15 protein-coding genes and 1 pseudogene are annotated in these 16,958 nt (G+C 37.8%); 10 read left to right on the top strand and 6 right to left on the bottom strand.

Annotated elements, in window-relative coordinates:
* Positions 1 to 3: 3 nt before the first annotated feature.
* The 4 genes from GCWU000282_RS06020 to GCWU000282_RS06005 are packed head-to-tail and all read right to left on the bottom strand — an operon-like array spanning position 4 to position 3,743.
* Positions 4 to 1,026, bottom strand: coding sequence for a helix-turn-helix domain-containing protein (locus tag GCWU000282_RS06020; protein ID WP_023354151.1), 1,023 nt, complete (start codon positions 1,024 to 1,026; stop codon positions 4 to 6).
* 1 nt (position 1,027) lies between these two features.
* Complete coding sequence (locus GCWU000282_RS06015; RefSeq protein ID WP_023354150.1) at positions 1,028 to 2,431, bottom strand: ABC transporter ATP-binding protein; 1,404 nt, start codon at positions 2,429 to 2,431, stop codon at positions 1,028 to 1,030.
* Complete coding sequence (locus tag GCWU000282_RS06010; protein ID WP_023354149.1) at positions 2,428 to 3,153, bottom strand: energy-coupling factor transporter transmembrane component T; 726 nt, start codon at positions 3,151 to 3,153, stop codon at positions 2,428 to 2,430. The genes GCWU000282_RS06015 and GCWU000282_RS06010 overlap by 4 nt, the downstream gene beginning before the upstream one ends.
* Positions 3,150 to 3,743 carry an MptD family putative ECF transporter S component gene (locus tag GCWU000282_RS06005; RefSeq protein WP_023354148.1) on the bottom strand — a complete coding sequence of 198 codons (594 nt, stop codon included), beginning with the start codon at positions 3,741 to 3,743 and terminating at the stop codon, positions 3,150 to 3,152. The genes GCWU000282_RS06010 and GCWU000282_RS06005 overlap by 4 nt, the downstream gene beginning before the upstream one ends.
* Positions 3,744 to 4,585: 842 nt before the next feature.
* On the opposite strand from GCWU000282_RS06005, the pseudogene GCWU000282_RS17500 reads away from it, so the two are divergent.
* The 4 genes and pseudogenes from GCWU000282_RS17500 to GCWU000282_RS05990 form a co-directional block, all read left to right on the top strand.
* Positions 4,586 to 4,756: pseudogene (locus GCWU000282_RS17500) on the top strand (IS5/IS1182 family transposase); the annotation flags it as partial.
* Positions 4,757 to 4,822: 66 nt separating this feature from the next.
* Complete coding sequence (locus GCWU000282_RS06000; RefSeq protein WP_023354145.1) at positions 4,823 to 6,097, top strand: hypothetical protein; 1,275 nt, start codon at positions 4,823 to 4,825, stop codon at positions 6,095 to 6,097.
* A 69-nt stretch (positions 6,098 to 6,166) separates the two neighbouring features.
* Positions 6,167 to 7,078: a DMT family transporter gene (locus GCWU000282_RS05995; protein ID WP_023354144.1), complete on the top strand. Its 912-nt coding sequence runs from the start codon at positions 6,167 to 6,169 to the stop codon at positions 7,076 to 7,078.
* A 197-nt stretch (positions 7,079 to 7,275) separates the two neighbouring features.
* Complete coding sequence (locus tag GCWU000282_RS05990) at positions 7,276 to 8,310, top strand: M42 family metallopeptidase (protein ID WP_035039654.1); 1,035 nt, start codon at positions 7,276 to 7,278, stop codon at positions 8,308 to 8,310.
* Positions 8,311 to 8,451: 141 nt separating this feature from the next.
* Here the strand turns inward: GCWU000282_RS05990 and GCWU000282_RS17495 are convergent, their stop codons facing one another.
* Together GCWU000282_RS17495 and GCWU000282_RS05980 are read right to left on the bottom strand one after the other, a co-directional pair.
* Positions 8,452 to 9,177: a TVP38/TMEM64 family protein gene (locus GCWU000282_RS17495; RefSeq protein ID WP_408605496.1), complete on the bottom strand. Its 726-nt coding sequence runs from the start codon at positions 9,175 to 9,177 to the stop codon at positions 8,452 to 8,454.
* Between the two features lie 723 nt (positions 9,178 to 9,900).
* Complete coding sequence (locus tag GCWU000282_RS05980; RefSeq protein ID WP_035039650.1) at positions 9,901 to 10,632, bottom strand: YdjY domain-containing protein; 732 nt, start codon at positions 10,630 to 10,632, stop codon at positions 9,901 to 9,903.
* 280 nt (positions 10,633 to 10,912) lie between these two features.
* On the opposite strand from GCWU000282_RS05980, the gene GCWU000282_RS05975 reads away from it, so the two are divergent.
* The 6 genes from GCWU000282_RS05975 (at position 10,913) to GCWU000282_RS05950 (ending at position 16,840) form a co-directional block, all read left to right on the top strand.
* Positions 10,913 to 12,049 (top strand): sulfurtransferase, encoded by a 1,137-nt coding sequence (locus GCWU000282_RS05975; RefSeq protein ID WP_023354140.1) that lies wholly within the window; start codon positions 10,913 to 10,915, stop codon positions 12,047 to 12,049.
* Positions 12,050 to 12,146: 97 nt separating this feature from the next.
* Positions 12,147 to 12,581, top strand: coding sequence for a hypothetical protein (locus tag GCWU000282_RS05970; RefSeq protein WP_035039648.1), 435 nt, complete (start codon positions 12,147 to 12,149; stop codon positions 12,579 to 12,581).
* Entirely contained in the window at positions 12,568 to 13,281 is a 714-nt protein-coding gene (locus GCWU000282_RS05965; RefSeq protein WP_023354138.1) for a TVP38/TMEM64 family protein, read from the top strand. Before GCWU000282_RS05970 ends, GCWU000282_RS05965 begins: the two co-directional genes overlap by 14 nt.
* A 24-nt stretch (positions 13,282 to 13,305) precedes the next feature.
* Positions 13,306 to 14,283 (top strand): (Fe-S)-binding protein, encoded by a 978-nt coding sequence (locus tag GCWU000282_RS05960; RefSeq protein WP_023354137.1) that lies wholly within the window; start codon positions 13,306 to 13,308, stop codon positions 14,281 to 14,283.
* A 198-nt stretch (positions 14,284 to 14,481) separates the two neighbouring features.
* A complete protein-coding gene (locus GCWU000282_RS05955) occupies positions 14,482 to 15,819 on the top strand; it encodes a TIGR04283 family arsenosugar biosynthesis glycosyltransferase (protein ID WP_023354136.1) in 1,338 nt (445 codons plus the stop codon).
* A gap of 1 nt (position 15,820) precedes the next feature.
* Entirely contained in the window at positions 15,821 to 16,840 is a 1,020-nt protein-coding gene (locus GCWU000282_RS05950; RefSeq protein WP_023354135.1) for an aminoglycoside phosphotransferase family protein, read from the top strand.
* The last annotated feature ends 118 nt before the right edge of the window (positions 16,841 to 16,958 follow it).

The following is a 16,958-nucleotide window of genomic DNA, read 5'->3' as shown; positions in this document are numbered from 1 at the left end:
TGCTTAATGTTTCTGATTTCGATATTCATTCGGTGTCATACCGCACATTTTCTTAAAAACTGCACCAAATTTCGCCTGACTTTTGTACCCGACCGCCTCTGAAATATCGCAAATGGTCATATCGTCACGTTCTGTTAGATACTCTCTGGCTCTTCCGATGCGATATTCTTTCAGCCATGTATAAAGAGGTTTCCCGTAAAGGCTCTTAAAACAGTCCTTAAGCGTTGTCTGTGAAATATCAAATATCACCGACAAATTTTTGATGGTGTAATCCCGATCTATGTTTTCAGAGATTAACTTTTGTACCGCCCGTGTTTTTTCAACCTTATCCTTGTAGAAGTAAGTTCCGCCATCTTTCGCTTCCCTTGCATTCATCACGGAAAGGCAGACCAGCATTTCTAAAACTTTCGTGCGGAAATATGGAAATTTCGCATTTTCCGGTACACGATACAGATCGGTAAACAAACGCTTTAAGGTCTCATTTTCTTGAATAATGAAGTATCCGTCATTGTCGCAGAATTTTTTTCGTATGGCCTTTAAATCGATTGGTATACCTGCCGCGTTCTCTTCTAAGGCTTTTTCTGCAAGGGAGCTGACAAAACCTATTGTAATGCCGTGGTAATGATTTGTCGGGAAGTAGGACATGCCTTTATGGTGGACGCGCGAATCGATGCAGATATTTCCCGTTTTTTTCATACAGCATCTTCCGTTCTCCAACTCCATGGTAATATTACCCTCACGGCAATAATCTACTGCAAGCATTGTATCCACCGCTTGGTATATAGAATGGTACTGTGACATATGAAAATCATTATACATAAGAAAAATGCCGTCAAAGACCTGATAAAGAACCATATCACCCTCGCCAGTCTCATTTTCAAGTCGTATGACAACGCATTCTTCTGTCTGCGCAAGGATACGGTATTCACCAAGCTCTCCGAAATTATGGAAGGTTTTCCATAATGCGCCCGGTACTTTGTTAGGATCCTCTTCTGAACCCTTAAATATTGAGGTGTCGTATTTCATGCTATGCCTCCTCCATACGAATAACATCGTCACAGCAGTGCTTGATAAACTCACTGTCATGTGTCACAGTAATTACAGTTCTTCCTTCTTCCTTCAGTCTATTCAAAATGCCCGCTATAACGAGCATCTGCGCATATCCCAGTCCGCTCGTCGGCTCATCCAACAGCAGGATTGGTAGCTTCGAGGCAATAGCACAGGCAAGTGCGATTCGCTGCTTTTGCCCGCCGGAAAGCGACATAGGATGCCTGTTTGCAAGGGATGTCAATCCGACCTCAGCAAGGATTTCTTTTGCCTCCTCCTTATTCTCCTTTGGCTGACTTATAAGCACCTCGTCAAGAACCGACTCGGTGAACAGCTGGTGGTTCACGTCCTGCATAACCATGAATATCATGCCGATTCGCTTTTTGTAAGTGTATGAAACTCCGTTCAGTAGCATGATGCCATCATTCTTTCGGATGCCGCACACTGATTCTAAAAATGTGGTTTTTCCTGCACCATTGGCACCAACAATAGCTGTAACCTTATTTATGTGAATTTTTATTTCAGGGATAGAATATATCTCCTGTTTTTTGTTATAGGAGTAGTGAAAATTTTTAAGGCAAATACATTCTTCCGGTTTCATAGCACATTCCGCGATTTTTTTCACCATATTTGTCGGAGGAATTCTTTGCATTGACCTTAGCCCATATCGCGCGGCATCTTCCTCTGTAAAACCGGTTATTTCACCGTGATGCAGATCTTTTTTTAGAGATCCGTTTTCCAGTATGATCACCCTATCCACCAAATCCCATACATAATTTATCCTATGCTCTGCAATAAGGATTGTCTTTCCCGCATCTTTCCATGCGAGGAGTATCTTACGCAAGTTATCAGTCGCTTCATAGTCCAGATTTGCAGAGGGCTCGTCCAAAAGTAGAATTTCCGGTTGGAGCACATTCACAGATGCGCATGCGATTTTCTGTTTTTCTCCGCCTGAAAGCTCAAAAATACTCCGATTCATTAGTGATTCAATATGAAAGTTTTTAACTGTTTTAGATATGCGCGCTATAATTTCATCCTCCGGCAATCCTAAGTTCTCCGGACCGAACGCAAGCTCACTGGTCGTGTCCACATTAAAGAACTGCGAACGGGGATTTTGAAAGACCGTGCCGATTTTTCCCGCCTGATCTTCTATCCTTCGTCCCTTAATATCCTGACCATCTATCCTGATGATACCCTTGACATTTCCGCTGTAAAACTCCGGAATCAAGCCGTTTAAGAGGCGGAGTAGCGTAGTTTTTCCGCACCCGGAGGGACCTGTTAACAAAACAAATTCTCCGGTATTCACGGTTAAAGAAAGGTTAGACAGGCTTTTTTCTTCAGGTGTTGCGTCATAGGAGAAACTGACTTTTTCAAGCTCAATCATGCAAACACCCCCAACCCCCAGTAAATCAACATCGCTGCCACAAGCAAAAAGAACATCCAATCAAGCCTGCCGAATCCGATGTGGCAGATATTTGTCCTCTTTTTCTGACTGCTAAGCCCTCTTGTAAGTGCAGAGGCTGATAGTTCCTCCCCTATCTTCGCTGTACAGGTGATCATTGGTACAATGCGATATTCCAGTATCTGCATCATTTTTCCACCACCGAAACGGATGCCGCGCATCTTCATGGCAGCACGGATGGAGTTGTTTTCTTCACGGATCGTCGGAAAAAATCGAAACATTACACACATTGGGATTGTCAGAGCGTCCGGCATATGCAGCTTATCCATTGCAGCCTTGAACTCACTGACTGTAGTAGTATTGATGACATACACACCTGTCAGATATGCCGGAAAGAATCGTCCCACAATCATGATTACAATCAGCATAATACTTGCCGCTACCCCTCTTACATAAGGGAAAATCAGGGCTTCCAAAATATAAATAATAGCAATTACAATCAAGCCTATGATGCAGTTCTTGTATCTTTTTGTTGTAACGAGCAATAAAAAAGGTAAAACTGTGAAAACGGTTCTAAACCAAAACAGGCGCTCTCCTCCTGCAGATGCAAGAACAAGAATTGCTTCCATGAATATGAGAAGGAGCTTTGTTCTTGGATCAAATAGGCTCTTTTTCTTATATTGTGTGCAATTTTTCTTGTTCATGCGATACCGGCCCTTTCAAAGTGTTTTTTTAGGAGAGCTTTTCCAATAAAGCCGCCGATAATTCCGCAGGCTAAAGTCGCAGCAAGAAGAATAAGGAACATCCAGTTCGGCGTATATCTCATGACCGCATCTGCGTACTCCTGACCATAGTTAGTTCTGCTTGCAAAATACTGCTCCCTCTGAAAAAAAAGCGGAAGATAGTTTCCACATGCCCAGAGCGGGAATATGCCCGCTGTCAAAATAGCCGACCTCATACTTTTGTATTTACCGCTGAAATATATAAACTCTGCAATCAAACCTGTAACGATAGAAAAGGGGATGGGCATCCAAGTCATACCTGTGATAAACATCAAAATACCCATAATCGTACTCATGATTAGGATCATGCCGGGCTTTTTCACCTTGGTTAGAAACAACATAAACGGGATTCCACCGATAATGCCTATCATGGATGATAACAGAACAAGAAAAATCGGAATAAGACCTGTCATAGCCAATACCATTACAATAACAAAATAGATAGCTGTATAAATGCCAATGTTTATGAAGTCTCGTCCGTTCAATTTGTTTACTGATTCCTGTTTACTCATAATAATTTAATCCTTTCTAAATTCTATTCAGTTAGATATTACTAATATTCTTTATCTATTATAACATCAGATTTGCATTCAGGCATATTCTATTTAGTCGTTTTTATGCCATTTAGATGATAAAATTTTTCAAGTGCGAATTGAAATTACATTTTTATTTTTCTTTGCCATCTTTGGCAAAAAATGAATTTCCATTGTTGTAGAGATTAAGGGATTTGTTACGCAGTAAAAGGGCGATTTTGAAAGAAAAGGTATATTGCCCTTGTTTTATCAAAACCGCCCTCTGAAAGCCTTATATTTCAAACCTGTATATACCTTAACCTCGTAACATGGCCATGAAAAAAGCGGTGTCCTTATGCTTCCTTTGACAGAGGCGAAAAATCACCGCTTTTACGATTTCCTATTTAATTTTGATTCCCATAACATGTCTTTCGTATCTGTGGTAAAATACTTTTATCTGCAAGAGTTTTTACAGCACATCAAGGCTTTTTCCTTAAAAGTAGTAAATTGGTAGTAAATTCAGCTTGTACTCTTGCAAATATCCCTGTATTTCAAAGGGTTTGAGGGTTAATAGTTAAAGTTTTGTGTAAAAGATAATATTTATAACTGTATAGTTTCTTGATATGTGCAAAATATTGCAGACAATATGCAAAAAATTGTAGTTTATCTATGTTTTGTTGAAATAAAAATAAAATCATGATAATAATATAAACAGATGATGTGCAAACGATTGTACAAAAAATGTAGCGCGCGCAGGAAATGAAAAAATGTATAAGAAAAGGAGATTTAATCATGGCTAAAGTTAAAAATTTCAAAACAATATTCCCTGCAGTTTCAGTACCATTATAACACACAAAGGTTATACCCTGAATGGCGGAATATATCAACTAAAACTTCCGCTAAATATTGAAACAATTATTCCTGAAAATGATTCTGTGCGGTTGCTCAGTCAGTTTGTGGAGGGAATGGATCTGACTGATTTATATTCAACTTATGAAAGAATAAACATAATAATGGGAATGCTATATATTCATTAAAAATTTAGTTATAATAGTTGAAAAAAAGGGTTAAAACATTATATGAAAAATATCATAATATATAGAAACTATAGAAAATATATATTTTCAGTTATTTTATCTGTAACTGTCTTATTTAATTTTGCTTCTTATGGGTTAAAAATTTATGCTAAGGAAGATGACAGAAAATCAGCACATGGATTAAGTATTATTAATAATCCCGTAAATGGGAAGAGGTTTTTAATCTGGGCAGATAATTATGGCGGAGATTCTGAAAAAGAGGCCTGGGAACATGATATCTACTATAAGGAAATCACAGAAAATATAAATGAAGAGGAGATAAATTCAGGTAAAAAACTTTTGATAAAAGCAAATGAGGCACAAGAACCTGCAAGTGCGTCCGTATCGGGAGACGGTAAAATCATTGTAACCTTTGAGGATGGAGACAATGCAGGAGATAATGAGCTTGCGCAAAGATACGCCGTTTATGATGAAAATATGAATGTAATAAAAAAATATCCACAAACTATAGCTTTAGGAGGTCATTCAGGGCATGCCGCATCCACTGATAACAGACATGTTGTATTTTGGAGTGAGGGCTGGGTAGGCGGTGGTGGAGTAGATAACTTAGGTTCAGGTGATGATGTATGGGTAACTGTACTTACTACCAAAGGAGATATTCTAAACACGAAAAAAATAGCTGTAGGTGAAAAAACCAGAGACTGGTGGCCTATGGCAGCAGCTTCAAAGAAAAAAGTGCTTTTACTTTGGCAGAGATTCATAAAAGATGAGAAGTATGCCTTGCTTTGTACAGCTGTATATGATCCTGTGAAAAATGATTTTGTGGGTAAAAGCGGTAAAAAGAGCAGGTATACAAAACCGCATATAATAAAGGGAACTAAAACCTCATATTATAATTATAATGCGGTATGGTCAGAAAATTTAGGCGTTTTTGTGGTAAATTATACTGATTCAGCGGGAAACGGTAAGATTCTATTGATTGATGAAAATGGCAAAATCAAAAAAACTATTGGTAAAAATACCGATCTACCATCTTTTGTAAGAGAAGCATTACCTGTATATATTGAGGGAAACAGAGAAGTAAGGCTTATTTATCCTTCATCAAAAAATGAATATTTTATGATAACTATAAAGAAGATTAAAGCTAAAAGTAAAGAGAATTATATAATTAGAGTTTCTGAGGAGAAAAAGCTTGCGGAGTGGGGATATAGAGGGATAGTGGGAGTCTGCGTTGAAAAGGGAAAGAGATTTTTCATCTATTTGGGTAAGGACAGGGTGAGAATGAAAGAAGTGTATTTTGATAAAAACAAAGCATAGTGTTGCAGTAGGAAATAATCTGTGATAACATATTGTGGCTAAAATATAAATAGAAAGAGAATTAAATTTATGTGGTTATTTTTTACACTTGCAACTACCTTTCTTTGGGGCCTGGCAGAGCTCTTTTATAAGAAGGGAGCACGTCCCGAAGAGAAGTTTTCTCACCTTAAAATTGCTGTATGTGTAGGTATAGTGATGGGGCTTCATGCCACCTTTATACTTGCAACTCAGGATATAAACTATGATCCTGTCAATATGATACGCTACCTGCCTGTGTCGCTTTGCTATATAGTGTCTATGGCTCTATCGTTTTTTGGTATGCGCTTTATAGAGGAGTCAATATCAGATCCGATTGAGAATACCTCAGGCGCAATAACATCAATCTTATCGGTAGCTATTCTCGGCAAGGTGATTTCGGGAACTTCTGTAGTTGCCATCATAGTTATCGTGATTGGTATCCTGGGAATAGGCTTCCTTGAAGGACATGGAGATACTGACAGAAAGAAAAAGCTTGGGAAAAAGATGGCAATAATAGCCTTTGCCATGCCGTTTTGTTATGCTATTATAGATGCCATCGGTTCATTTTTAGATATCTACTATTTAGATATAGAACTCTCGCCTCTTGTAAATGTAACTGAGGATACAATCGAAGCTGTAGCAAATACTTCCTATGAATTTACCTTTGCAATCTGTGCTGTAATCTTACTTATATTTATGTGGATAAAGAAGGTAAAATTTGGAGTTTCAGGACAGCGTGACAAGGTACTGGCGGCTGTATTTGAGACATCTGGACAGTTTACCTATGTATATGCAATGAGCGGCAACGGAGCAATAGCAGCCCCTATCATTTCAGCAGTTTGTGTGGTCTCACTCTTACTTTCAAGAATATTTTTGAAGGAAAAACTTACAAAATTACAGTATTTCTTCCTTATACTGGTTATACTCGGGATACTTACCTTGGCTGCTATTGAGGGAGATTGATGAATATATCTTGAATACCAATATAAGTAAACTTATGTGGCATTTCTCAATATATTTATTACAAGGCTGAATTAGTTACCGATTACTGTAGTTTTGCTTTTAGAACTCCTTGTCAATTACTCCTAAATGTGGTAAATTGTTTGTTGGGATATTGTACAAGTTTGACATAATTTTTTACATTTATGGAGGTTTGCGCTATGGAACTGAAAAAGTATGAGGAACTTTTGATTGAAAACATCAAAACCCTTATGGGAGTGGACAGCCCATCAGGCTTCACTCATAATGCAACAGAGCTGGTTAAAAAAATGATAACTGACCTTGGGTATAAGTATACTCAGAATAACTCAGGAAATGTGGTTGTAGAAATTGAGGGTGAAGATGATACCGCGCCTCTTGGTATGTCAGCACATCTTGATACCCTTGGTCTTATGGTACGTTCCATAAAGGATAATGGTGATTTAGCCTTTACTGTAATTGGCTCACCCGTTACTCCTAGCTTAGATGGTGAATACTGCCGTATATACACAAGAGAAGGAAAGGTATACGAAGGAACCGTAATATCTGAAACTCCTGCAAAACATGTATTTAAGGATGCCAACACTCATCCGAGAGAAGAAAGGGATATGGTTATCCGCCTTGATGAGATAGTCCGTAGCAAAGAAGATGTGGAAAAACTTGGCATAGCTGCCGGAGATTTTGTCTGCTACGATACAAAGACTGTGTTTACTTCGTCAGGTTTCCTTAAGTCACGCTTTATAGATGATAAGGCTTGTGCGGGTATCTTCCTCACATTGCTTACCATTTTCAAGGAGCTTAATATTAAGCCAAAACATAAGACCTATATCTGTTTCTCAGTACATGAGGAAATAGGATACGGCGGTGCAACCCTTCCACGTGATATGAAGGAGCTGCTTGTAGTAGATATGGGCTGTATAGGTGATGATCTTTCCTGCAAGGAGACTAATGTGTCCATCTGTGTAAAAGACAGCTCAGGACCTTATGACTATGCTATGACAAGCAGGTTGGTTGCACTTAGCAAGGAGCATAATCTCCCTTATGTAACAGATATTTACCCTATGTACTTTTCAGATGCTCTTGCAGTATGGAGAGCCGGTTATGATACACGCTGTGCCCTTATAGGACCGGGTGTTGCAGCTTCACATGGAATGGAAAGAACCCATATTCAGGGACTTATGGCTACGGTTGAGCTTATTTTACATTATATACAGTAAAATGCTTACTACAAATGTAGTATAAATTAACCCTCAATGTATAATTTGGAATTAAATAAATATAATACATAAAAAGAGCTGTCCGCATATCATATTGCGAACAGCTCTAAAAATTTTAAGAGATTCAATTTTATATCCTAATTATTCTTCAGTAGGAAGTTCAATTCCTTTTTCTTTCTCAACCTTGTGCTTGTCATTATAAATCTTCTTGATTATTCCGATTACAATTGAGAGGGCAAAAAGTGAGAGCAGACCAACGAAAAGTTTCTGTGCGCCGCCTGAAAGTGTACCACCTACATAGGAGTAAACGATGGTTGCAGGAAGCTGACCAATACCTGTTGCAATCCAAAATGCCCAGAAGCCCATGTTTGTAAGACCTGCACCATAGCTTACGAAGTCGAAGGAAACAAAAGGAAGGAGACGACAAATTAAGATTGCGTACTTTCCATATCTTTCGAAGAATACGTCAACGCTTTCCATAGCACCCTTACTTGTAAGTTTCTCTACAACGTCTCTACCGAGTGCTCTTGCGAGGAAGAAACAGAGGGCTGCACCCACCATTGCTGAAGACCAGGAGAGCACTGCTCCCCAAACCCAGCCAAAAATAGCTGCATTTGAAAGGGTGATAAGAAAGGCAGGAATAGGGGCCGCTATTGACTGAAGTATCATAAGTATGAAGGAAACAACAGCAGTAAGAGGACCAAATGACTTAAGATAGTCTATAACTACATTTGTATCAAGTTTAGATATAGTAGCAAAAGCTTTGTTAAGATTATTTCTAAAGTCTGCAAAAACAAAGTAAACAATAAAGAAAACTACAAGACCTGCAATGGCAATATATCTGAGTTTCTTTCTCTTATTCTTGATTTCACGAATTTCCTCTTCACTTTTTTCTTCTCTGAGGTCACTGAGTTTAGCCTCTTTTTCTTTAATTTCCTTAAGCTCTTCTTTGGTATATATCTTCTGGTATTTACCAAGTGTAAGAGTTATGTAAATGTTAATGATATTTACAACAACCACAAAGATTATAAATGGCAGTTTCATAGAATTAACAGATACGTTGGCAGGCAAATTCAGAGCTTCCTTAGTTAAATAAAGTATATTTGGAAGCTTGCCAAAAACAAGTGCCATGACAAGCAAAATACCTTCATATACAAAGAAAAGATATTTTGTTGTTATTTTGTTGAAAGCTATACCGAGCATAATACCGAAAGCTACAGGGATATACATAACAAGGGCAAGGTTAATCATCATCTGGTATTTATTGCTTAATGAAAATAAAATACCGAGTATATATCCTATAGGTAAGCACATAGTTGTATTGTAGAATATGGCTCTTAACTTTTTCAAGATGTCCTCCTTTGACATAGATAAGTCACAGACTTCGTATTCCTCGTATTACAGCAGTATAAACTGTTTTCAGTCTGTGACTATAGTTATATGATGTGGGTGTCAAAATTATGTGACACCCACTGATACAGGATTGCTACAGCTACGCTTCATGCAATCCCTGCAAAAATATTCGTAATTCGCTCATTTTTTTGAAAATAGCTAATTACTCATACTTTTAGCCTTGTATCGTTATATAAATTACTTCATAAGTGTATATCTAACAGCTACATAAGTTCCGTCATCAGGAAGGATTTCGGCATTTCCTGTAAATCCGACTTCACCTCTGGTCTCTACGGCACCGTATGTATAAGTAGTATTGGAAATGATACCAACAGGACAGGAATCAAGACAGGATAAACAACCTGTGTTCTTAGCTTCCGAAGCCTTGCGGTTTCCACCAAATCTCATTTCAATAGGTTTCTTGTTACTGTCGATAATTACTTCGTTGAAGTCATAGTACTTTCCTGCACCATTCCAGGTAACTTCACACTTGATAGGATCACCCTCAACATGTGTGGTTTCCTTATTATCTGCTGTCATATTTCCGCCTTCTTTAGCACCAATTTCAATAAGTGCGTCATAGAAATCAAGTGGCTTACCGTAAGCAGTGAAGATAGATTTTGTACCGAATCCACCATCCTTAAATATTGAAGCATGTCTGGTTGGCTGTGTTAAGTACTGTCCGTTTATGCTGCATAATACAGTAATTGTTTTAGCTTCCTTGTCAACCTTGATAGGGTTAGTAAGAGATACTCCATCAACTGCATCAGCAGCAGTATTAGAAGCGGTGCTTGTTGCAGCACTTGTAGCCTTACTTGAAGCAGCGGCGCTACCGGTACTCTTTGTTGTAGAAGCCTGTCCGCCACAACCTGCTGTCAACAAAATAGTTGCACAAAGTATTGCAGTCACTAAAGTTTTCTTTGTTTTCATTCTGATTCCCTCCATTTTTAATGATTTTAATAGATTAAATGGCCTTATTTATTAAAGCCTGTTCAATTAGTGGATTATATCATATTTTAATTTAAATACCAGTAGAAAATATAAGATTGTTCATTGTAATTTGGTATAAATAATATGATATATAGGTAAAATCTATTTGAATATTTAAGTCTGTAAGTGTAAACTTAAAAAATATGTCCGCAAATATGATATAGGATTGCATCATGTAATAAATCTCAATTTGGGATAAATAATCATTAAGGAGAGAAAAATGAAAAAGTCAGTAGTATCAATGCTAAGTTTAGCAGTAGCTGTAGGCTTGCTTACAGCTTGCGGCGGTTCAGGACAGAATGTAACCAAGTCATCTGCAGTTAAATCAGAGTCAGTACCTGCAAGTCAGGTAAGCCAGATAGTTACAGGTTCACAGTCATCAAGTGCCACAAGTAAGGTGAGCGAGACAGCAGAAGTTGCACCTGTAGAGAAAACAAAGGTATTTGTAAGCCCTGAATGGGTTAAGTCAGTAATTGACGGCAAACAGGAAGAAAGCAAGGACTTTGTTATCCTTGAAGCCGGCTGGGGTGAAGTAGCTGATGATAAGGCTTATACAGATGGTCATATTCCGGGTGCTCTTCACATGAATACAGATTATGTAGAATCTGAGGAAATGTGGAATATCCGTACACCTGAGGAAATAACAGAGCTTATGAAGAAATATGGTATTACAAAGGATACAACAGTTATTACTTATGGTAATACACCTGTAATTGCTGCCGATGACAGGGTTGCCATGACCTTGCTTTGGGCAGGTGTTGAGAATGTAAAGAACTTAAGTGGCGGTATAGATGCATGGAAGAATGCGGGCTATGAGCTTGAGACTACAGTTAATGAGCCTAAGGCTACAGATAAAGATTTTGGTGTAACAATTCCTGCACATCCTGAATATATCTTAAGTATTGACCAGGTTAAGGATAAACTTAAGAATGATAAGAATTTCAAGCTTGTAAGTATTCGTTCAAGAGACGAGTTTGAGGGCAAGACTTCAGGTTATGGATATATCGACAGAGCCGGTGAACCTCTTGGAGCAATCTGGGGACATGACACAGATGATGGTTCTTATAATAATGAAGATGGTACAGTAGTTGGTCTTGATAAGCTTAACGAATATCTTAAAGAGTCAGGAGCTTCAACAGAGAATGAGACATCTTACTACTGTGGTACCGGTTGGAGAGCTGCAATTCCTTTCCTTATTGAGTATGAAAACGGTATTAAGAATGTAAGTGTGTACGATGGCGGCTGGTTCCAGTGGCAGAAGGACGGTGAGAATCCTGTTCAGCTTGGTGCACCCGGCAGTGCAGACTACAAGGAAGTAAAGGTTAAGGATCTCAGTACGGATAAGGCTAAGAAATAAATAAATTTAATTCAAAGGAACATAGGCTTTTGTAACTAAGTCTATGTTCTTGTGTGAATATGGCATTTTTATAATTGCTTAGATGAAAGGTATTAAGATGAAAAAAATAATTTTAATAGTGTTATACTTTATGACTGCATTATTACTGGCAGGAACATATGTATTACACTATTTTACAAAAGCCAAAATGGGTATGGCGAGATACATGGTCCATTTTAACGGAAAGATAGATGACAGGCTCGGTGGTTTTGGCAAGGGGAAAATATTGTTTATAATACTTATAATTATTATATCAGTAATAACCATAACTTTGATAATTCTTACATTTAAGAATTTAAGAGGAAGTCTGCCAAGTAAAATTTCTGCTGATATAGCCTGTGTTATAAATGCGTTTTCATTATTCTACATAGTTGCTTTTGACAGAGAAAAAGCCAGGGACTATTATTTAAACAGTATAGTTTATATAGTGGCGGGGATTTTACTTATTATAATTCTGGTAATAATTTTAAGGAGAAGAAATGAAGTTAAATAAATCTACAAAAAAGATAATAATATTTGCTCTGATAATAATTGCTGTTGTAATTGCAAACCATTTTCTGGGACTGTCCTCTTATCTTAAAATGGATAAACTTATGGAATTAAAGAGTGTGGTTGAGGACAATTTCTTATGGGCAGCCATTATCTATGTAGTGGCAACTGTGGCAGGAAGTGTGCTTCTTGCCCTCCCCGGAGTAAGCTTTGCCATAGCTGCGGGTATATTATTCGGAGCATTTTGGGGAACCGTACTTTGTACCTTGGCAGCAAGCATTGGTGCTATGGTGGCTTTTATAGCAGGCAGATTCTTCCTTAGAGACCAGATTAAACCTATGGCCATGAAGAATAAGTATCTTAAGAAATATCTGTTTGATGATATGAAGAAGAACGGTATTTTCGTGCTTATGATAACCAGGCTTGTACCCTTATTTCCATTTAACTTGCAGAACTTTGCCTATGGAATTACCGATATAAAGCTTTCTACCTATTCGATATTTACCTTTATTTTCATCCTTCCGGGTACGGCTATGTATACGGTCGGAACAGCAGGCTTTGCAGACAGTAAAAACAGAGTGCTTTATATAGGTATAGCCATAGCTCTCGCTGTGGTAGTTTTTCTTACGGCTTATCTGTTTAGAAAGTTTGTAGTGGATAAAGAAATGCCGGAAACCGGGGTTGATACTACAAAGGTAGAATAAATTTATTGAAAGGAAGGTAAAGAAATGGGTAAAATTAAGCATACTGATGCAAGTAAATGTATAAACTGCCATTTATGCACAAAGCACTGCTCATTTTTGACTAAATACGGAATTACCATAGGGGATGTTGACAGACTTAGAGAACTGAAATACAGTTGTTTCCTCTGTGGCGAATGTACAAGAGTCTGTCCGAAGGATATAGACGGGAGACAGATTATCCTTGATATGAGGACGGATGAGGTTAATGAAGGAAAGTACGGCTTGAAGCAGAAGGGCTATGGGGCATTGCTTTTAGAGAAAAAGAATTATATATTTAGAAATTATAGAAGCGGGAAGTCAAAAAGTCTGCTTTTTCCGGGTTGTAACTTTCCTTCATACTTTCCTAAGACTATGGCTTACCTTTCAAAGCTCCTAAAGGACAGGGCGGATATAGATACAGTCTATGACTGTTGTGGCAAGCCTATAGCCGAGCTTGGTCTGGTAAAAGAAGAGAATAAGATAATTGACAGAATAAATGATTATTTTACAAAGCATGGAATAGAGGAGCTAATCTTACTTTGTCCGAACTGTTTTTATCACTTTGGTGACAGATTAAATGTGAAGATTACAGTTATATATGAAAAGCTTGCTGAACTTGGACTTGGCAATAAGATAAATGTAAATTCAGATATTTTCCTGCCCTGTCCCGACAGAGAAAATAAAAAATGGATGGAATACCTGAAACCGTTTTTAAGTGAAGAAATGAACTTTGTAAAGGGCATACAGTGCTGTGGAATGGGCGGTTGTGCCATAGTTAAAGAAAGAGAGCTGGCTGATGATATGCCTAAGAAATTGAAAGAACAGGGGCATGAAGGACTTATCAGCTATTGCGGTACCTGTGCAGGCACTCTTTCCGGCAGGGGATGCAGTATGGATCACTTTCTGTCTCATATACTTGGAACAGGAGAGACAGCTGATTACAAGCATTCCTGGACAAACAGGGCAAAGACTAAATTTAAGTAAGATTTTTGCCTTAATGAAGAAGATACAGCACCTATGATTTAACCGGATTATTCGTGAAATATCTTGTGAAATATCACCCCATAGTCACAGACTTAGAGCTGTTTATCCTGCTGCACTATCAAAATAAGAGAACTATGACCTATGGAGTGAATAATTTGAATTAATTCTGAAAATTTATGTGGGAAGGAGGCAGATTTTATGAAGGCTTTTATTGTATTTACAAGAATACCTGTGGAAAATAAAACTAAAACCCGCCTCCTGCCTTATTATACCGGAAAGCAGTGCGTGGGACTTCATACTGCCATGCTTTACGATATGGCAGAAACTATAGAAAAACTGGATACTTCGATAAAGACATATATTTACTATCTCCCTGAGGGAGACTTAAGCATACTTAAGAATATTTTCGGAGAGAAAGCCGAATACAGAAAGCAAACCGGTGAGAGCCTTGGAGATAAGATGTACAATGCAATTTTTGAGGTTTTATCAGACGGAGCCGAAATGGTAAGCCTTAGCGGTACTGATATACCTGAGTTATCTTCTACTGATGTAGAAAAGTCTTTTAAGCTACTTATTGATAAGGATATTGTATTATTTCCAACCGAAGACGGAGGCTATTATCTGGTCGGAATGAAAAAGGCTGATAAAACTATCTTTGATATAGAAGGCTACGGCGGTAATAATGTATTTGAAAAAACTGCGGCAAAGATAGGGGGCTTGGGATTAAGTCTCGGAGTAGGCAGGGTTCACAGAGATATAGATACAAAAGAGGATATTAAAGCTTATTATGAAGTAATGCGTACTGATGAGAATTTTAGAAAAACTCATACTGCAAGATTTTTAAAAGAAAATAAAAAGATAGGGATAATTATTCCAACCTACAATGAAGAGGAAACAGTGGTAAGCCTCCAAAAACAGCTTGAAAACCTCAGAGGAAGATGTAAGATTGTCTTTGTAGACGGAGGAAGCACTGATAAGACAGTTGAACTTATTGATACTTCCAAATATAGACTGCTTCATTCTAAAAAAGGCAGGAACAATCAGATGAATCTGGGAGCGGAAAGTGTGGAAGCTGATATTTTATTTTTCTTACACTGCGACAGCATACTGCCGCCTAACCCACTGGAAGAAATCCTTGATTTGATGGAGAAGTACAGGGCTGGCTGTTTTGGAATAGCTTTTAAAAGCCTTTCTCCTCTTATGTTTATTTGCAGATATATAAGCAACCACAGGGTGTTTGACAGAAAGGTAATGTTCGGTGACCAGGGTATAATTATTGAAAAAGATTTGTTTATGGAAATAGGAATGTACCCGGACCTGCCTATAATGGAGGATTACCAGCTATCCCTTACTCTGAAAGAAAAAGGTATAAAACTTGGTATGGCAAAGCACAGAATCTATACCAGTGCAAGGAGATTTAAGGGAGGACCTGTAAGAAAGCTGAAGCTTATGTGGAAAATGAATCGGCTTAGGGCTAAATACAGAAAAGGTGTTGATATAGAGATAATTTCAGCTATGTATAAGGATGTGAGGTAAGATGGATTATATTAAGTATATTGAACCGCTTATAAAAAGCAGGGAGTACAGGGAGGGACTTGGACTTCCTGAAGTTATAGAAGAAGAGTACAGAATGCTTGCAGCAGGAGAATACAATGTGAACCTGAGCTTTACCCATCCTGTTACAGGCAAGAAGCTTGTATTAAGGATAAATCAGGGCTCACAGATGCATCTTGATAATCAGATTGAATACGAGGCTAATACATTGAAACTGCTTCAAAATTCAGGCAGAACACCAAAGCTTTATTATGTGGATGGAAGTAAAAAATACCTTGATAAAGGCATTCTTGTAATGGAGTATTTACCGGGAGTTGCACTTGATTATACAAATGACTTATACAAGGCAGCAGACATACTGGTAGACATACACAGACAGAGTTTGCCTGAAAACACAGGCCTTATAGAGGCAGGAGCAGGATTTAACTTTGTACTGGATGAATGTGAGGAAATGTTTAAGCACTACACACAAAGTAGTTATGCCGATGAAGAGGTAGCGAACAGAATAAGAAAACTGCTTGATAAGGGGCATGAAATGTCAGAGAACCGGAAAGATAGTTTTAACGGATTATATAAATGTCTGATAAACACAGAGCTTAACTCAACTAATTTTCTGATAAATGAGGATGGTAAGAACTATCTTATAGACTGGGAAAAGGCAGTGCTTGGCTTTCCCGCACAGGATATCGGACATTTTCTGGCACCGACAAGTACTTTCTGGAAAACTGACATTATATTAACCAGGGATGAAATAGAAGGATTTATTGAAAATTATATAAGTAAGGCTTCTCTATACTTTGATACTAAGGGAATAAAGGAAACCGGTCTTGCTTTTATTAAAATAAACTGCCTTAGGGGCTTAAGCTGGTGCGCCATGGCTTATGTACAGTACAAAGAGGCGGATAAAGACCTGATGAATGAAAGTACTAGGGTGAAGTTGGATGCATATTTAGATGATAAATTTCTGAAACAGGTAGAAGCTTTATTTGAAAATGATAAATAGTAAAAATGCTATAAAAATTTTATTTATTGGCTTTATCTATTTGACTTTAATTGGATAAATATGTAAGATAATGGCGACTTAAACAATATGATTACTATGTAAAGAAAAAGGAGAATTA

It is taken from the genome of Catonella morbi ATCC 51271 (genome assembly GCF_000160035.2).
Classification (GTDB): Bacteria; Bacillota; Clostridia; order Lachnospirales; family Lachnospiraceae; genus Catonella; species Catonella morbi.
The sequence above is the reverse complement of the archived record's forward strand: the minus strand, read 5'-3'. Positions and strand labels throughout refer to the sequence as shown.

What these genes read in the sequence shown, in the direction of transcription:
- GCWU000282_RS06020 (WP_023354151.1), bottom strand. Translation starts at nt 1,026, where the DNA reads ATGAAATACGACACCTCAATATTTAAGGGTTCAGAAGAGGATCCTAAC.
- GCWU000282_RS06015 (WP_023354150.1), bottom strand. Translation starts at nt 2,431, where the DNA reads ATGATTGAGCTTGAAAAAGTCAGTTTCTCCTATGACGCAACACCTGAA.
- GCWU000282_RS06010 (WP_023354149.1), bottom strand. Translation starts at nt 3,153, where the DNA reads ATGAACAAGAAAAATTGCACACAATATAAGAAAAAGAGCCTATTTGAT.
- GCWU000282_RS06005 (WP_023354148.1), bottom strand. Translation starts at nt 3,743, where the DNA reads ATGAGTAAACAGGAATCAGTAAACAAATTGAACGGACGAGACTTCATA.
- GCWU000282_RS06000 (WP_023354145.1), top strand. Translation starts at nt 4,823, where the DNA reads ATGAAAAATATCATAATATATAGAAACTATAGAAAATATATATTTTCA.
- GCWU000282_RS05995 (WP_023354144.1), top strand. Translation starts at nt 6,167, where the DNA reads ATGTGGTTATTTTTTACACTTGCAACTACCTTTCTTTGGGGCCTGGCA.
- GCWU000282_RS05990 (WP_035039654.1), top strand. Translation starts at nt 7,276, where the DNA reads ATGGAACTGAAAAAGTATGAGGAACTTTTGATTGAAAACATCAAAACC.
- GCWU000282_RS05980 (WP_035039650.1), bottom strand. Translation starts at nt 10,632, where the DNA reads ATGAAAACAAAGAAAACTTTAGTGACTGCAATACTTTGTGCAACTATT.
- GCWU000282_RS05975 (WP_023354140.1), top strand. Translation starts at nt 10,913, where the DNA reads ATGAAAAAGTCAGTAGTATCAATGCTAAGTTTAGCAGTAGCTGTAGGC.
- GCWU000282_RS05970 (WP_035039648.1), top strand. Translation starts at nt 12,147, where the DNA reads ATGAAAAAAATAATTTTAATAGTGTTATACTTTATGACTGCATTATTA.
- GCWU000282_RS05965 (WP_023354138.1), top strand. Translation starts at nt 12,568, where the DNA reads ATGAAGTTAAATAAATCTACAAAAAAGATAATAATATTTGCTCTGATA.
- GCWU000282_RS05960 (WP_023354137.1), top strand. Translation starts at nt 13,306, where the DNA reads ATGGGTAAAATTAAGCATACTGATGCAAGTAAATGTATAAACTGCCAT.
- GCWU000282_RS05955 (WP_023354136.1), top strand. Translation starts at nt 14,482, where the DNA reads ATGAAGGCTTTTATTGTATTTACAAGAATACCTGTGGAAAATAAAACT.
- GCWU000282_RS05950 (WP_023354135.1), top strand. Translation starts at nt 15,821, where the DNA reads ATGGATTATATTAAGTATATTGAACCGCTTATAAAAAGCAGGGAGTAC.